The organism is Sulfitobacter sp. 1A15258, assembly GCF_043557045.1.
GTDB classification, from domain to species: Bacteria; Pseudomonadota; Alphaproteobacteria; order Rhodobacterales; family Rhodobacteraceae; genus Sulfitobacter; species Sulfitobacter faviae.
In genome coordinates this window covers 99,198-114,510 of record NZ_JBIFFK010000007.1, presented here as the reverse complement: position 1 = coordinate 114,510, position 15,313 = coordinate 99,198, and the positions used below count along the sequence as shown (strand labels likewise).

Genomic DNA, 15,313 nt, shown 5'->3' with positions numbered 1-15,313 from the left:
CAAAGGGTTAACTGGTGTGACGCAGCAAAAGACCGATGCAACCGCCCAAAAGGAGACGGGTCAGGAGGGGGGATTCGTCTCGGATTACCTGCTGTATCTCTTGGCGGCGGCCAGCGATGTGGCGAGCGCGCAGTTCCACGCGCAGGTGCGCAAAGCGGGGCTGCGGGTGCCGGAATGGCGCGTGTTGGCCTGCCTGTCGGACACTGATGGCGCGATGATCACGCAGCTCGCGCGCCGGGCGCTGGCCGAACAATCCCGCCTCACACGGATCATCGCCCAGATGGAGGAACGCGGCCTGCTGCTTCGCCGCAGCGACCCCGCCGATGGCCGCCGCGTGCGGGTGTATCTGACCGACGCGGGCCGCGCGCTGGCCGCCGAACTGGTGCCGCAAGCGCGCCGCCACGAGGCCGCCTTGATGGAAATGCTGAAGGGCAATGAGGGGGCACAGTTGAAGCCCGCGCTGAAATCGCTCCTCGCTGCCTTGGACGACACGGGCGATCTTCGCGGCTGATCAGCGCCCTTGCCCCGGGCGCAAAAAATGGTTCCAATCGTGCTGTAAATGTGAATACATGAAAAAGCATATACTTGGCGATACGGGTTTGGGAGAACCCCGCCAAGGCATATCGAACGGTATGGGGAGGAGCCCAAAATGACCAAATTCACCAAGTTTCTCACGACGAGTGCGCTTGCGCTCTGCACCGCGACCGGCGCTTTCGCCGCCGAGACGCTGACCATTTCCACATGGCTGCCGCCAAGCCACCCGGTCAACACCGGCATGTTCACCCAGTTGACCGACATGATGGCCGAGGCCAGCGATGGGCTGATCGAAACCGAGCTGAAAAATGGCCTCGCCCCGCCGCCCGCGCAGATGGACCTGCTGCTGGACGGGGCCGCCGATATCGCCATTCTGTTCCACGGCTACACGCCCGGTCGTTTCGTTGGGACAAAACTGGTCGAAATCCCCGGCTATGAAGGCAATGCCGAGGCCGCATCGGTCGCCCATTGGCGCGTGCATGAGGCGATGCTGTCTGAATTGGACGAGCACCGCGGCGTGAAGGTGATCGCGCTCACAACCCACGGACCGGGGCAAATCCACTCCAACAAAGAGGTGAACACCCTCGACGATCTGCAGGGGCTGAAAACCCGCCTCGGCGGTGGTGTCTCGGCGGATGTGGGGGCGGAGCTTGGCCTCGTCGGCATTCAGGTGCCCGCGCCCAAGGTTTACGAAACACTCGATTCCGGGGCCGCCGATGCCGTGGCCATGAACATGGGCGAGCGGATCAGCTTCAAGCTCAACGAAGTGGCCAAGAACGTCTATGAGATGCCCGGCGGGTTCTACCGCGGTTCCTTCTCGGTCATCATGAGCCAAGAGACCTTCGACAGCCTGCCCGAAGACGTGCAGCAAAAGCTCGACAGCGAAGTCTTTGGCGAGACGGCGAGCCGCATGATGGGTGCGGTTTGGGACCAGAGCGACGTCGACGCGCGTGAGGCGACCGAGGCCGCGGGCGACAACAAGATCGTCACCGCCTCGGAAGAGGATCAAGCCCGCTTTGCCGAGATGGCCGCCAAGGTGCGCGACAAGGTGATCGCAGAGCTCGACGAGGCCGGTGTCGATGGGCAGGCCGCCTATGAGATGATGCGTGAGGAAATGGCGAAGGCCAGCAAATAACCCCCACCGCCAAAGGGGCCGGGCGCAAACGCGGTCGGCCCCCAGCCAGGGAACCGCCATGCGCTCTTTAATCCGCCTAACCGCCGCCCTCTCGGCCCTGCCGATGACGATGGCCTCTCTCGCGCTCTTCGCGCTGATGGTGCTGACCTTTGCCGATGTCATCATGCGGTCGGTCTTCAACGCGCCCATCGAAGCCGCAACCGAGTTGATCCGCATCGGCATCGCGCTGATCGTTTTCTCTGCCCTGCCGGTCCTGTCGGGCCGCGAGGGGCATATCGCCGCCGATCTTTTGGACCGCCCCTTTGAGAACTGGGGGCTGCAACGCTGGCGCGACGGGCTGGTGACACTGGGCTGCGGGGTGATGCTGTGGTTTCCGGCGGGGCGGGTCGTCGACCTCGCCTACCGGGCGGCGAGCTATGGCGACGTGACCGAATATCTTGAAATCCCGACTTTCTACATCGGCATGTTCATCGCGGTGATGACCTATCTCACCGCCGTTGTGCTGATCCTGCGCGGGCTTTTGCGCCTTTTTGCGCCGCAACTTCTGGACCCTGCCACATGATCGCATCCGCCATCGGCTTTGCCGCCGTTTTCGTCCTCGTCTTGCTGCGCTTGCCGATTGCCTTTGCCATGGGCCTCGTCGGGATGATCGGGCTGGTCTATGAGACCAGCTACCGCGCGTCGATCTCCATGGTGTCGCGGCTGATCATCGACACCAGCCAAGACTACGGCCTGTCGGTGATCCCGCTCTTCATCCTGATGGGGCTTTTCGTCAACAAAGGCGGGATCAGCCGCGAGCTTTACCAAGTCTCTAACGCCTTTTTGGGCCACTTCCGGGGCGGTCTGGCGATGGCCACCATCGTCGCTTGCGGGGGCTTCGCGGCGATCTGCGGCTCATCGCTCGCCACCGCCGCCACGATGTCCAAGGTCGCCATGCCGGAGATGCGCAAATACGGCTATTCCGACAGCCTCTCGACCGCCTCCATCGCCGCCGGGGGCACGCTCGGCATCCTGATTCCGCCATCGGTGATCCTCGTGATCTATGGCTTGCTGACCGAGACCTCGATCGGCGCGCTGTTCATCGCGGGCATCGTGCCCGGCGCATTGGGCATCCTGCTCTACCTCGGCGCGGTGCGCTTTTCCGTCGCCATGAACCCCGAGGCCGGCCCCGCCGGCCCCCGTGCGACTTGGGGCGAGCGGCTACGCGCGCTCAATCACGTCTGGTCGGTGCTGGCGCTTTTCGCGTTGGTCATCGGCGGGCTCTATGGGGTCTTGGACTTCTGGCCGATCCACCTCGCCTTCTCACCGACCGAGGCCGCGGGCATGGGGGCGGCGGGGGCCTTCCTCATCGCTTGGGCGCGCGGCGGGCTCAGCTGGCGGGGCCTGCGTGAAGTGCTGGAGGAGACGACGCTCACCTCCGCCTCGCTCTTCTCTGTGCTGATCGGGGCGTGGATCTTCTCCAACTTCGTGAACCTCGCGGGGCTGCCCGAAGGGCTGCTGGCCACCGTCACCGCCCTCGACCTTGGCCCTTGGGTGGTAATGGGGCTGATCCTTCTAATCTACATCGCGCTCGGCTGCATTTTCGAGAGCATGTCGATGCTGCTGCTGACGGTGCCGATCTTCTTCCCACTGGTCACGAGCCTTGGCTTCGATCCGGTCTGGTTCGGCATCATCGTCGTCGTCGTGACCGAGATCAGCCTGATCACCCCGCCTGTTGGCCTTAACGTCTTTGTCCTTAAAGGCGTGGTGGGCGATGTTTCCACCGGCACGATCTTTCGCGGCGTCACCCCGTTCTGGCTGGTCGATATCCTGCGGCTGATCCTATTGCTCGTCTTCCCCGCGCTGGTGCTGTTCCTGCCGGGTCAGATGTAGCCCCCTGCCCTCTCAGCCTCATCGGGCCGCGTCTGTTTGCACTTCGGCAGGCGCGGCGCGATAGTGCGGCCAAATCACCAAGGATGAGGCCAGCATGAACATCGACCTACTCAAAGACCTTTGCGAAACCCCCGGCGTTCCGGGGCGCGAACACCGCGTGCGCGATCTGATCACCCGTGAGATCGAAGGGCTGTTCGACCATGTGGAGACCGACGCCATGGGCTCCCTCCTCTGCCGCCGGGATGCGACGGCGGGCGATGGCAAGGCGCCCAAGATCATGCTGCTCTGCCATATGGACGAGATCGGCTTTCTGGTCAGCCATGTGTCGAAAGACGGGTTCCTCTACCTGCAGCCCGTGGGCGGTTTCGATCCGCGCAACCTCTTCTCGCGCCGGGTGCTGGTCTGCACCGATCAGGGCGATCTGAAGGGCGTGATGAACCCCGGCGGCAAGCCCATCCACATCTCCTCCCCCGAAGACCGTAAGAAGATCCCCGAAGTCTCGGAATTCTTCGTCGACCTCGGGCTGGGCGAGAAGGCGAAGGAGATCGTCAAGGTCGGTGACTTCGTGGTTATGGACGAGCCATTCCTTGAGATGGGTGAGCAGTTCGTCTCCAAAGCGCTCGACAACCGCGTGGCCTGCTGGCTGGGGATCGAGGCGATCCGCAAGCTGGCCGACAAGGGGCGTGGCGCGGAGATTCATGTGGCCTTCACCTGTCAGGAAGAAGTCGGCCTGCGCGGGGCGCGCACGGCGGCCTATAACGTGCAGCCCGACATCGGCCTTGGCATCGACACGACGCTGGCCTGTGACACGCCCGGCGTGCCTGAGCACCTCTCGACCACGCGGCTCGGTAAAGGCTTTGGCCTGCACGTCCGCGACAGCAGCTTCATCGCCGATATGGACCTCGTGCGCGACATCGAAAAGCTGGCCGAAGCCCGCGACATCCCCTTCCAACGCACCATGCTTGCCGCAGGCGGGCAAGACGGTGCTGCGGCGCAGCAAGCCGCCGCTGGCGCGCGGGCCGTGGGGATCGTGGTCGGCACCCGCTACATCCACACGGTGACCGAGATGGTATCGAAAGGTGACCTGCAAGCCGCACTCGATATCCTCGTGGCCTATCTTGAGGGCTTTGACGGTAAGGCAGCCTAAAGCCCCCTGCCCCCCTCCGCGTCACGCGTGGACAGGGGGGCCCGCATCCTCGGGGGCTTGCGGCAGCCAAACGGTAAAGGCCGCGCCCCCTTCCGCCCGATTGCGGACCGTGATGATCCCGCCGGCCCGCTGGATCAGCGTCTGAGAGATCGACAGGCCCAAGCCCGTCCCCTCCCCCGGTTTGGTGGTAAAGAAGGGATCGAAAAGCGAGCCGAGCAACGCCTCAGGCACCCCCGGTCCGCTGTCATGCACCGACAACGCCACACCGGCCACGCCGTCGCGATCCTCAGGGCTAAGGTACAATGCCAACCGCCCTGCCCCCTGCATCGCCTGCACCGCATTGACCACAAGGTTCACCACGACCTGCTGGATCTCACCGGAGTCCGCACGCACCGCCAGCACCTCGTCCAGATCACAATGCACCTCGATCCCGCCCCGGCTGATGAGGTGATCGACCAGCACGAGACAGTCCTGCACCAAGGGCCGCAGCGCAATATTATGTTCACAATCAGAAAACTCGGATGGCGCGGCGAACTTGAGCAATTTGCCGACGATGACCTCGATCCGTGACAGCTGCCGGTCGATCAAGCCGAGTTCCGTGGCCACCGGCTCTGCATCCGGGCCGAGCGTCTCCCGGATGACATCTACATTGCCCATGATCACCGCGACGGGATTGTTGATCTCATGCGCGACCCCCGCGGTGATTTCACCGATGGAGGCGAGCTTCTCGCTCATCACCAATTGACGGAATGTCTGCTCCAGCTTCTCGTTCGCCTCGCGCAGTTCAGCAGTGCGCTGATCAACCCGCTGGTTCAACGCGTCATTCCAGCTGCGCAACTGCCGGTCGCGTTCCTGCACCTGCTCCAGCAACCAATCGAGGTGATGCGCCACCGCCCCGATCTCATCCCGTGCGGGGACCGCGCCGATCCGCGCCGAGAGTTCCCCCTTGCCGACCCGGTGCATGACTTTTGTCATCCGTTCAAGCGGCGAGAAGATACCGCGCGCCAGCCAAAGGAACACCGGCGCCGACAGCGCAAGCACGGCAAAGAAAGCAGCCAGCATCCACCAGAACGCCTCCCGCTTCGCCTGCGCAAAGGGTGCTTCGAGGAAGCCGACGTAAAGCATCCCTACCCGCTCGCCGAAACTATCCGTGATCGGCTGGTAGCCAGAGATGTACCAATCGTTCACTACGAAGGCCCGGTCGAGCCAAGTGCGCCCCTCAATCAACACGGCCTCCCGCACCTCTGCCGAGACCCGGGTGCCGAGGGCGCGCACATCTTCGAAAAGGCGCACATTGGTCGAGATGCGCAGGTCATCTAGGAAAAGCGTCGCCGTGCCCTGCCTGTCCCCACCGGTCACCGCGTTGAGATAAACGAGGTCATTGATCGTATCGATAAAGTCGAGGTTGCGGTTCAACAGCATCCCGCCCACCAAGACCCCTTGCTTTCCGTCCAAATCAACCGGGCTCGCAGCGTGAACCACCATGCCGCGGTCTTCGATCTTTCGGTCCGTCGGCACGGCGGCGGGCGTATCGATCACCGGCACCTGCGCGCGGACCGCGAGGGCGTCGTTCAACCTTGTCAGCCGTGCGTTGCTGAATACATCGATCTCCGCGCCGCTCTGGCCCCGCGCTGCGCGGGCGATCACCGGCCAATCCTCTCCGTCTTCGACGGCGACGTCGACGGGGAGGAATTGCAGAAAATCCAATCCCAGCCGGTCCTGTGTTACAGCAAAGAAAGCCGCTTGTTCTGCCGTCGGGCTATCAAGCTGCCGGGCGAATTCGACGGACCCGGCGACGGCGTCCAACTCATTGCCCGTCTGCGCCAACAACCGCGCGAGATATTGGTTGGCGATCCTCAGCTCGCTTTCAACATTCGCGATGAGGACTTCGTCATAATCCGCCGTCCAGCGTGACATGCCCAGAACCAACAGAAGCGGCATCAGCACAATGAGCGGTGTGAGCGCGAGGATAAGTAGGCGGAGGCGGACAGAGGTCATGGGTTTTCCCGGAGAGCTTCACCTAAGTTAGCCGTTGAGCCAAGGAGGGTGAAGCATATGGAGGGATTTTGCCGATAGAACGCTCAATTTCTTAAACTGCCAGGCGTAAGTTAACCTAAGTCACTGTAAAACATATGATTTTCAAATTGTCAGCTGACAATTTCGCCGGTTTGCCAAAGCTGAGACCATCGGACCAAGGGAAAACGCACCATTTCTGGCCATCTGCGTCAAACGCCTCAGATAAGCTCCGGGGCTACGGATCGTCGCGGCTTTCTCAAGCAAGCAAAGGACCGTCACAGCAGCGCTCTCCGGGCCCATGTCTCGTTTTGCCTCATTTAGCACGGGCGGGTCAATCCCCAGCATCGGCGCAATCCGGTCTCCGACCCGCACAAGGTCTCCCCAGTTACGCATTTCACCCGGGAAAAAGCTGCGGGCCTCTGCGCAGGCGTCCACGACATCCGCGAATGATACGCCTTCTTCTTTCTCAGAATAGTCAGGTTCGGCTTTGTCAGCCGTACGAGGGGCAACATCACCGTGGCCGCGCTCTTCAGAGACAAAATAGGATTTATCTGATTCCTGTATGTGCCGCTCAATTTCGCCGTCGTTGGCGCTCATTTGATCCGTAATCGGGGCAGGGGGGAGGGGTGCTATTTCGCCCGCAGGTTCTTCTCCACGGGCATTTCCAAGTGCCACACGGAGCGCCGTCTCAAGCTGAGACAACGCCCTTTCATCCGGTTTGCGCCGCAGAACCCGGCCCGCCTCATTAACCAATTCCTCGCTGCAACCCTCACGGATCAGCGCATGCCGTAGGACCAGAACGCGGTCCCTCAGCGCCTGCAAGCGCTCCTGCTCTGCCTCGGCAGCCTGAGCTGCTGTCTCGATCATCGCTGCCTGAACCACGAGGGGGGCGAGGTCAAATCCAAAGGCCAGCGCAATCGCGCCCCCTTGGTTTCGTGCAAAACGCTTTCGGTTGGGGCTATCATGCCGCGCAATCAGGCCCACGCGGACCAACTGCGCCAGATGCCGCCTCAGAGTGCTCTCGGGCATACCGTGAAGCCGTTCAGAGAGCCGGGCGTTTGAGGCAAATACAATGCCCGCCGCGCCATCTGGAATATGCCGGCTTGGCAGATAACTCAGCAAAGCCTTCAATACGGTGAGAGTGCGGTGCGACAGCTCGAAAGCCTCTGCCGCGGTTGTCAGCCGGTCGAGCAAAGCCCATTTGTCCGGCCCCTTGCATTCCACTTGGGTAGCCGATTTAGGCCGCCCGAACGTAGTTCGGAACGTGTTTTCCATCTAAAATCACAAAAGACAACAAAATACCGGCCCTATCCCATTGGGTAGAGTTGACATCGATAAATCTTTGGGGCTATCTCGAAGGTGCAAAGTTTGAGAAGGGCCTTCCGGGATTTATCCTGGGGGGCTTTTCTTTTGTGGTCTTGGATGTGCCTCCTGTTGCTACTTCCTCAATGTCTCACGCGCGGGTCTTCTGCCAGCGGTCGTGAATCTCCTGCAAAAGCTCTTCTGCATGTGCATCGAGCCATTTATCAAAACCTTCCGCTGCGCGGGCGGGCACGGTGACCGTGACACCACGCTTGCCGCTGCGAATGTCCGCGAGCGCTTTGCCATCTCGGCTCCGCAGCGTGCGGGGCTTGGCCGATGGGGCAGGGGAGGCGGCAGACTTTTCAGGGGTCGTCGAAGCCTCAGCGAAAATCGCCTCAAACCGCTCATCCGAGGTGAACCCGTCCCAATCGGGTCGCGCCATTCGTTTTTCTGCCCGTTCTTTCGCGCCCGGTTGTTCAAACAATTTGACCAGTGCCATCCAGCGATCACGCCCGATGGATGGCGCCGACCCGATCTGACGCAGAAAGGGCAGATCGAACGCATGGCCGACCTTGAGCATCCGGCTGACCATTGGCAGGTCGATCGAAAGCGCATCCGCGATTGTCTGCCGGTCATGGCCCCCCGTATCGAGTTGCGCTGCAAAACTGGCTTTCTCGATGAAAGAGAGATCCTGACGGGCCGTATTCTCTTGGCCCTGCGCCATTACCAAAGCGTGGTCATCCAGCTGACGGACCATCGCTTTCACCGGCATCCCAAGGACTTTCAGCGCCTGAAGTCGCCGCCGCCCGTAGACAATCTCGAACCTTCCCGGGGTTTGCGGATGCGGTCGAACCAGAACCGGGACCTGCTGCCCATAGGTCTTCAGACTGTCGTGTAACTGTTTTTGAGCCTGCGTATCAGTCCCTAAACGGTCTTCCACGCCGGCCATGTCAATCAGCCTGCCGTCCAATTCTTGAACTGCATTCTCTTGCATCCGGTTCAATGAGGACTGTAGCGCTCCAACAGCCCCACGAGGCATGAGGCTAGGCTTGCTCCGGCTCTTATTAGGCTCTAACGCGGGCGTTTTCGGCGGCTCCGTCTTGGGAGATTTCGCTGGTGCGGATGATAAAATACCTTTACGTGCCATTACCGCCCCCATGCTTTCTGGATCATGCTTTCGATCTCATCATTCACAAGATTGAGTGAATCCACCGCGCGGTCATAGGTCGTCCGATGAAACTGCGACCTGTCCACCTCATAAATGGTCTGATGGGTCAGCCCCGCGTCAGAAATCGCAGTGGATTTCAGCATCGGGGCCACCATGACTTCCTCGTCAAAGAGTTGCCGCAAGAAGGATAGAACCTGCTGCTGCGGCCCGTCATTCGGCTCATAGCGGTTGATAAGGAAGCGCAGGAAGTCGAACTCCATGCTTGCCCCCGCGTTAGAGACGACATCGAGCAGATCGGCGCTCATCTGAAGGAATTGCGACATGGATGCGACGTCGAGCATGTTCGGGACCACTGTGATCAACACACCCGTCGAGGCGCAGAGCGCCGACATGGTCAGATAGCCCAATTGCGGCGGGCAATCGAAGATCACCACATCGTAATTCTGCTCTACATCCTGCAAGGATGTCGCCAAACGCGCGAAAAACGGGGGCTGCGTGTTGTTGAGCAGTGCCTGAGGCGTTTCGTGCTCGAACTCCTGCAGCATCAACCCGCCCGGGGCCAAATCAATGCCCGTAAAGAAAGTGGTTTGGATCACATCGGCCAAGGGCACTGGATCATCATAGCGGATCGCATCGTAAATGGTGCCAGAGTTCAGGAAATCATACTCAGGCCGATAGCCAAATAGCGTTGTTAGAGACGCTTGTGGGTCGATATCGACACAGAGCACGCGATAGCCTTTGAGGGCCAACCGCTGTGCCGCGTGGATCGCGCTCGTGGTTTTGCCGCTACCGCCCTTGAAGTTCAAAAAGGACAATACTTGCAGTTTATCCCCTTCACGTCGGCCGCGTTTATAGGCGCCGCGGGTTTTTGCGGTGGATTCTAATGTCCGCCGGATCGACAGCAGATCGTCGGCACTGTAGTGCCGCCTCCCGCCGGGGCTGGTCTGTACATCGACGATCTTATTATCGAAATGGAGTTTGCGAAGGAAGCTCGTGGAAATGCCAAGCAATTCAGCCGCTTCCCCGGCGGAGAAGCGGCGCAACTCCTTGCGCGCGTCAGGTGCAAAGACCTTCAGCATGTGACTTTCCAACGCCTCGGAAAGCGTTTCCGCATTACGGCGGATCCGTGTATTGATGTGTACCGTGTCCGTCACATCTGCCCTCGCTCTCAGTAACGCTATTATTCGGTAGCGCTTTTGTTTCCGTTACTTAATGCGATTGGAGCGAAGCTTGCAATAGATTCTTGCGGAAGGAGAGGGTAAGGCGGCATTAATTATCTGGCCAAACGCAAAGATAGAATGTCCCACTCGACAGAAGTGATTGTAGATAAAGAATAAAACTATCCTTGCGGCAAAAGGCCCTCGCCAACCACGAGTTAACCCCACGCGCGCGTCCGCTCCCCCTTGTTAGAGCCACATCCTTCCTTTCGCGGGAATCACAGGTGGGTCAACTTGACCTTCTGTCCTTCTGAGCGAGGTAAAATCAAAGCCAGCCTGTCTTCCTAGGTAATTTCACGCCCATAGACTCTGGCGCCCGAAGGATAGTCCTGACACTCTGCGCGGGCGATGGGGCCGCGGGCTCCTATTCGGGGGAGGCCTCCGCGAGATGGTCGATATTTGGAGCGGTATGACGCAGGCCTTTTGGCTTGTCTTTACCTTCGATGCCGAGCTGGTGGAGATCGCCGGCCGGTCTCTTCGTGTCACCCTCTCTGCTTTGGCTGTCGCCTGCCTGATCGCACTGCCCCTCGCCGCTTTGGTCGCCGTCAAACGGTTCCGCGCAAGGCGGTTGGTCATTGCCATATTGAACGCGCTCATGGGGCTGCCGCCGGTCGTGGTGGGGCTGATCGTCTATGTGGTTCTCTCCCGTTCCGGGCCGCTTGGGGTGTTCGGACTGCTCTTCACCCCCCCGGCGATGATCATCGCGCAGGTGATCATTATCGTGCCGCTGATCGCTTCCATCGCGCATCAGTCGATCCGTGAGCTTTGGCAGGAATATCATGACCTTCTGATTTCGATGAATGTTACGCAGGGCCAGAAGATACGGACCCTCCTCTGGGACTCTCGCCGCGCGTTGCTGACTGCAGCACTAGCGGGGTTTGGCCGCGCGATTGGCGAGGTCGGAGCGATCATGATCGTCGGCGGCAACATCGACCATGCGACGCGCGTGCTGACCACGGCCATCGCGCTTGAAACTGGCAAGGGGGAGTTCGCCTTGGCGCTCGCCCTCGGGTTTGTGCTGATTGGGCTTGCGGTGGCGGTGAACCTCGCCATCCATTGGCTGGGCCGGACGGAGCGGGAGGGCCGGTGGTGACGCAGCTTTTCCCGATGCAGGCCAAAGCGATCGAAAGCCGCAGGCGTGGGCAGCGGCTGGTGGGGCCGATCGATCTGACGCTGGACGGGCAGGGCGCTACGGTTGTGATGGGGCCGAACGGCGCGGGGAAGACCACGCTGTTGCAACTGCTGCACGGCACCGCACGGCTCTCGGCTGGAGAGATCGAGTGGGCTTGCTCGACCGAGGAGGCGCGGCATCACCAAGCATTTGTCTTTCAGCGCCCGGTCATGCTGCGACGTACGGTGCTTGAGAACCTCATCTACCCCTTGCGTCTGCGCGGCGTGTCAAAGGCCCACGCGCGAAAAGAAGCCGAGGAATGGGCCAACCGCGTCGGGTTAGAGCCGCTTTTGGGCCGCGCGGCCCCGGTGCTCTCGGGCGGTGAGCAGCAAAAGCTGGCCCTTGCCCGTGCACTGATCTGCAAACCCAGATTGCTGTTTCTGGATGAGCCCTGTGCCGCATTGGACGGGCGCGCGACGCGAGAGATCGAGGCGATTTTGCAATCGGCGAAATCGACCGGCACGCGGCTGATCCTATCGACACATGACCTTGGCCAAGCCCGCCGTTTGGCCGATGACGTTTTGTTTCTGCTGGGGGGCCGTCTGCATGAGGCCGGTCCCGCAAATGTGTTTTTCAACCAACCTGAGACCGCAGAGGCTCAGGCATTTCTAAGAGGAGATATCGTAGAATGAAACATTGGATGATCGGCGCAATTTCCGCGCTGGCGATGAGCAGTGCCGCGCAGGCCGCGGATGTGATGAAGATGGCGGTGACCACCTCGTTCAACAACTCGGGCCTTGCGGACGTGCTCTTGCCCGAGATCGCGGCGGACCTTGATCTGGACGTTCAACTGCTGGTCGTCGGCACCGGGCAGGCGATCAAACTAGGTGAGGCGGGCGACGTAGATGCGATCCTCGTCCATTCGCGCAAGGCGGAAGAAGCCTTTGTCGAAGGCGGCTTTGGCAGCCACCGGACCGAGATCATGTATAACGATTTCGTTTTCATCGGGCCGAAAGACGATCCGGCGGGCATCGAAGGGTCGGAGGCGGCCACGGCCGCCTTGGGCGCAATCGCCGAGGCGGAGACTGCCTTCGTGAGCCGCGGGGACGACAGCGGTACGCATAAGAAGGAACTGTCCCTCTGGGCCGAAGCGGGCCTTGACCCGGCGGCATTCGGGGATTGGTACAATGCTGTCGGTGCGGGCATGGGCGCCGCGCTGAACACCGCGTCGGGGATGCCCGCCTATGTCATGTCGGACCGCGCGAGCTGGCTGAACTTCGGAAACAAAGGCGATCTGGCGCTGCTCTACGCGGGCGATCCGGTTCTGTTTAACCAATATGCCTATCTGCCGGTGAATCCCGAAATGCATGGGCATGTGAAAAACGAACTGGCCTTGAAGTTGGAGGATTGGCTGACATCAGACCGCGCGAAAACCTTGATCAATGACTACAAGATCAACGGTGAGACGCTCTTTGTCTTCAACGCGGCAGAGACTGAATAGCCTTTGTTAGAGACCATCCGCGCCTGCCGGGGCGCGGGTGGTTCATTCGGGCAAGTCGCCGTGGATGGCGAATTGCTCGAGGCCTGCGTCCTGCGGCTGGATCATGCGAAAGCTTTCGCGCACGCCCGCCTCGGTCAGCTCGCGCGCCACTGTGAGCAGGCAATTGGGCGCGTGATCGGCGCAGAGATCGACCATCTGCGCCAGTTCCTCCTTCGCCACGGGGCGTGCCGCATCGACCGAGGGCGCGCCGTAGTATGTCACGAAATGCTGCGCCAGCAGGGCCGTGAGTGCTTCGACCTCGGCCTCTTCGATCTGGGTGACAGCGACGAAGGTGACGCGGCCAAAGGTTTCCAGCCCCAGCCAGCCGTTGGCGAAGGCTTGGCGTGCCTTGCCGGTAAGATCACCCTCGGTCCAGTCCGAGAACTCGAACCCGCCCGAGATGCACCATTCGCCGGTGCGGGCGGGGGAGGCGAAGACGTTGCGGTCGCTTTCGTCGAAATGGATCGCGCGGGCGAGTTTGAGGGTCATGGGGCGGGCTCCAATAGGGTGGTGAGCGGGATGAGACGGGTGGTCTCTTTGTCCCGCAGTAACATGCCGAAATCCTCGTCGACACCGATGAATGTACCGCTTTGGCCCTGTACGGTCACCTGTGTGTCGAGGTCGAAGACCAACCCGCGCCATTCACCGTGCAGCGATTTCGGGCCGAGGTCCTCCCAGCGGTTGATCCAATGCAAGCTGTGCCGCGCCCAGGATTCCACGAGGGCAGGGGGCTGGATCTCGGCGCAGCCTTCGGCATAGAGCGCGGTTTGGTCGGGGGTGAGGCCGGTCCGGGTCATCTCGGGATCGTCTTCAGGGTAGAGCGGCAGGGTGAAGCCCACGACGAGCCAGTCGGGCACCGCCTGAGCGTCACTCGTGGATGCTACCATGCGAAAACGGCCACAGGAAGCGCCGTTGAGGCGAATGCCGCCGTCCCAGTCCAGCTGAACCGCCACCTCGGGCGGCGACAGCGCGCCGAGGGCGTTTTGAAATCCGACGCCGCAGAGCGGCAGCATCGTCACGGCGCGCGCCAGCGGCACCTCGGGGGCGAAGACCAGCGCGGCCTCGATCTCCGTCTCGCCCAAGCGGTAGCAAATCAGCCCCGCGTCGCAGCCCTCGGCCGCGCGGGCGCAGGCGGCGGCGAGGGCATCGCCCGTCACCGCCTCGCCCGACATCAACGGGGGAAAGGACAGGGTCTCGCTCATGCCGCGCCGCTGTCGACCAATGTCTTGGCGATGACGTGGAAAGCCGCGGCCTGCTTGCTGTCGGGCTGGCTCACGGTGATCGGCGCGCCGCCGTCGGAGGCAAGACGGATCTGCAGGTCGAGCGGCACTTCGGCCAAGAGCGGCACGCCCCATTTCTCGGCCTCCGAGGCGACACCGCCGTGGCCGAAGACATGCTCTTCGTGACCGCAGTTGGAGCAGACATGGGTCGACATGTTCTCGATCATGCCGAGGATCGGCACCTTGAGTTGGTTGAACATGTCGATGCCCTTGCGGGCGTCGATCAGGGCCACGTCCTGCGGGGTAGAGACGATCACCGCGCCGTCGACTTGCGCCTTTTGCGCCAGCGTCATCTGCACGTCACCGGTGCCCGGCGGCAGGTCCACGATCAGCACGTCGAGCGCGCCCCATTGCACCTGCGTCATCATCTGCTGCAGCGCGCCCATCAGCATCGGCCCGCGCCAGACCACGGCCTGATCCTCGTTGGTCATGAGCCCAATCGACATCATGGTGACGCCGTGGTTGCGCATCGGCAGGATGGTCTTGCCATCGGGCGAGGCGGGCCTGCCCGAAACCCCGAGCATGCGCGGTTGGCTGGGGCCGTAGACATCGGCATCCAGGAGCCCCACGCGGCGGCCTTGAGCCGCCAGCGCGCAGGCGAGGTTCGCCGAAACCGTGGATTTGCCCACGCCGCCCTTGCCCGAGGCCACGGCGATGATCCGCTCCACACCGGGGATCTTCTGCGGGCCCGAAGGCTTCGCTTTGCGCTGCGGCTTGAGGTCGGGGGGCGGGGCCTTCTCGCTGTGGCCGGTCAGCACGATGGAGACTTTCGAGACCCCCTCGACCTGTGTCAGCGCGGCTTCAGCCTGCGCCTTGGCCTCCTCATAGGCCTTGGCTTGCGCGGGCGGAATTTCCATCACGAAACGCACCGCGCCTTCGGCGTCCACGTTCAGCGCGCGCATCACGCCGCTGGCCACGATATCGGTGCCCGTGGCCGGATCGGTCACGGTCTTCAAGGCGGTCAGGACCGCTTCCCTGCTGGCAGTCACGT

The 15,313-nt window shown here is 61.7% G+C and carries 15 protein-coding genes; 8 read left to right on the top strand and 7 right to left on the bottom strand.

Annotation, left to right across the window (positions count from 1 at the left end):
- Nucleotides 1–16 precede the first annotated feature (16 nt).
- The 5 genes from ACGYK9_RS14885 to ACGYK9_RS14865 all read left to right on the top strand — a co-directional run bounded on the left by ACGYK9_RS14885 (nt 17) and on the right by ACGYK9_RS14865 (nt 4,688).
- Nucleotides 17–511 carry a MarR family winged helix-turn-helix transcriptional regulator gene (locus tag ACGYK9_RS14885; RefSeq protein ID WP_067266533.1) on the top strand — a complete coding sequence of 165 codons (495 nt, stop codon included), beginning with the start codon at nt 17–19 and terminating at the stop codon, nt 509–511.
- 138 nt (nt 512–649) lie between these two features.
- On the top strand, nt 650–1,669 hold the full coding sequence (locus tag ACGYK9_RS14880; RefSeq protein ID WP_394411719.1) for a TRAP transporter substrate-binding protein: 1,020 nt from the start codon (nt 650–652) through the stop codon (nt 1,667–1,669).
- Between the two features lie 58 nt (nt 1,670–1,727).
- Nucleotides 1,728–2,231, top strand: coding sequence for a TRAP transporter small permease (locus ACGYK9_RS14875; protein WP_394411722.1), 504 nt, complete (start codon nt 1,728–1,730; stop codon nt 2,229–2,231).
- Nucleotides 2,228–3,541, top strand: a complete 1,314-nt coding sequence (locus ACGYK9_RS14870; protein WP_394411725.1) for a TRAP transporter large permease — start codon at nt 2,228–2,230, stop codon at nt 3,539–3,541. The genes ACGYK9_RS14875 and ACGYK9_RS14870 overlap by 4 nt, the downstream gene beginning before the upstream one ends.
- Nucleotides 3,542–3,635: 94 nt before the next feature.
- Nucleotides 3,636–4,688 (top strand): M42 family metallopeptidase, encoded by a 1,053-nt coding sequence (locus ACGYK9_RS14865; RefSeq protein WP_394411728.1) that lies wholly within the window; start codon nt 3,636–3,638, stop codon nt 4,686–4,688.
- Nucleotides 4,689–4,709: 21 nt separating this feature from the next.
- Here ACGYK9_RS14865 and ACGYK9_RS14860 read toward each other — a convergent pair whose 3' ends face one another.
- The 4 genes from ACGYK9_RS14860 to repA all read right to left on the bottom strand — a co-directional run bounded on the left by ACGYK9_RS14860 (nt 4,710) and on the right by repA (nt 10,328).
- Nucleotides 4,710–6,686 carry a cache domain-containing protein gene (locus ACGYK9_RS14860; RefSeq protein WP_394411731.1) on the bottom strand — a complete coding sequence of 659 codons (1,977 nt, stop codon included), beginning with the start codon at nt 6,684–6,686 and terminating at the stop codon, nt 4,710–4,712.
- A 141-nt stretch (nt 6,687–6,827) separates the two neighbouring features.
- On the bottom strand, nt 6,828–7,979 hold the full coding sequence (repC, locus tag ACGYK9_RS14855) for a plasmid replication protein RepC (protein ID WP_394411734.1): 1,152 nt from the start codon (nt 7,977–7,979) through the stop codon (nt 6,828–6,830).
- 178 nt (nt 7,980–8,157) lie between these two features.
- Nucleotides 8,158–9,153 (bottom strand): plasmid partitioning protein RepB, encoded by a 996-nt coding sequence (gene repB, locus ACGYK9_RS14850; RefSeq protein ID WP_394411737.1) that lies wholly within the window; start codon nt 9,151–9,153, stop codon nt 8,158–8,160.
- On the bottom strand, nt 9,153–10,328 hold the full coding sequence (repA, locus tag ACGYK9_RS14845; protein ID WP_394411740.1) for a plasmid partitioning protein RepA: 1,176 nt from the start codon (nt 10,326–10,328) through the stop codon (nt 9,153–9,155). The genes repB and repA overlap by 1 nt, the downstream gene beginning before the upstream one ends.
- 451 nt (nt 10,329–10,779) lie before the next feature.
- On the opposite strand from repA, the gene ACGYK9_RS14840 reads away from it, so the two are divergent.
- The 3 genes from ACGYK9_RS14840 to ACGYK9_RS14830 are packed head-to-tail and all read left to right on the top strand — an operon-like array spanning nt 10,780 to nt 13,003.
- Nucleotides 10,780–11,484: an ABC transporter permease gene (locus ACGYK9_RS14840; protein WP_394411743.1), complete on the top strand. Its 705-nt coding sequence runs from the start codon at nt 10,780–10,782 to the stop codon at nt 11,482–11,484.
- Nucleotides 11,481–12,194 (top strand): ATP-binding cassette domain-containing protein, encoded by a 714-nt coding sequence (locus ACGYK9_RS14835; RefSeq protein WP_394411746.1) that lies wholly within the window; start codon nt 11,481–11,483, stop codon nt 12,192–12,194. Before ACGYK9_RS14840 ends, ACGYK9_RS14835 begins: the two co-directional genes overlap by 4 nt.
- Nucleotides 12,191–13,003, top strand: coding sequence for a substrate-binding domain-containing protein (locus tag ACGYK9_RS14830; RefSeq protein WP_394411749.1), 813 nt, complete (start codon nt 12,191–12,193; stop codon nt 13,001–13,003). Before ACGYK9_RS14835 ends, ACGYK9_RS14830 begins: the two co-directional genes overlap by 4 nt.
- 42 nt (nt 13,004–13,045) lie before the next feature.
- Here the strand turns inward: ACGYK9_RS14830 and ACGYK9_RS14825 are convergent, their stop codons facing one another.
- The 3 genes from ACGYK9_RS14825 to apbC are packed head-to-tail and all read right to left on the bottom strand — an operon-like array spanning nt 13,046 to nt 15,311.
- A complete protein-coding gene (locus ACGYK9_RS14825) occupies nt 13,046–13,531 on the bottom strand; it encodes a DUF6505 family protein (RefSeq protein ID WP_271690283.1) in 486 nt (161 codons plus the stop codon).
- Nucleotides 13,528–14,244 carry a DUF4444 domain-containing protein gene (locus tag ACGYK9_RS14820; RefSeq protein WP_394411752.1) on the bottom strand — a complete coding sequence of 239 codons (717 nt, stop codon included), beginning with the start codon at nt 14,242–14,244 and terminating at the stop codon, nt 13,528–13,530. Before ACGYK9_RS14820 ends, ACGYK9_RS14825 begins: the two co-directional genes overlap by 4 nt.
- A complete protein-coding gene (apbC, locus tag ACGYK9_RS14815) occupies nt 14,241–15,311 on the bottom strand; it encodes an iron-sulfur cluster carrier protein ApbC (RefSeq protein WP_394411755.1) in 1,071 nt (356 codons plus the stop codon). The genes ACGYK9_RS14820 and apbC overlap by 4 nt, the downstream gene beginning before the upstream one ends.
- Between the last annotated feature and the right edge of the window lie 2 nt (nt 15,312–15,313).

Excerpts from the sequence above, each read along its gene's own strand:
- ACGYK9_RS14865 (WP_394411728.1), top strand. The coding sequence starts at position 3,636 with ATGAACATCGACCTACTCAAAGACCTTTGCGAAACCCCCGGCGTTCCG.
- ACGYK9_RS14825 (WP_271690283.1), bottom strand. The coding sequence starts at position 13,531 with ATGACCCTCAAACTCGCCCGCGCGATCCATTTCGACGAAAGCGACCGC.
- ACGYK9_RS14860 (WP_394411731.1), bottom strand. The coding sequence starts at position 6,686 with ATGACCTCTGTCCGCCTCCGCCTACTTATCCTCGCGCTCACACCGCTC.
- repB (WP_394411737.1), bottom strand. The coding sequence starts at position 9,153 with ATGGCACGTAAAGGTATTTTATCATCCGCACCAGCGAAATCTCCCAAG.
- ACGYK9_RS14820 (WP_394411752.1), bottom strand. The coding sequence starts at position 14,244 with ATGAGCGAGACCCTGTCCTTTCCCCCGTTGATGTCGGGCGAGGCGGTG.
- ACGYK9_RS14870 (WP_394411725.1), top strand. The coding sequence starts at position 2,228 with ATGATCGCATCCGCCATCGGCTTTGCCGCCGTTTTCGTCCTCGTCTTG.
- ACGYK9_RS14830 (WP_394411749.1), top strand. The coding sequence starts at position 12,191 with ATGAAACATTGGATGATCGGCGCAATTTCCGCGCTGGCGATGAGCAGT.
- ACGYK9_RS14880 (WP_394411719.1), top strand. The coding sequence starts at position 650 with ATGACCAAATTCACCAAGTTTCTCACGACGAGTGCGCTTGCGCTCTGC.
- ACGYK9_RS14840 (WP_394411743.1), top strand. The coding sequence starts at position 10,780 with ATGGTCGATATTTGGAGCGGTATGACGCAGGCCTTTTGGCTTGTCTTT.
- repC (WP_394411734.1), bottom strand. The coding sequence starts at position 7,979 with ATGGAAAACACGTTCCGAACTACGTTCGGGCGGCCTAAATCGGCTACC.
- ACGYK9_RS14875 (WP_394411722.1), top strand. The coding sequence starts at position 1,728 with ATGCGCTCTTTAATCCGCCTAACCGCCGCCCTCTCGGCCCTGCCGATG.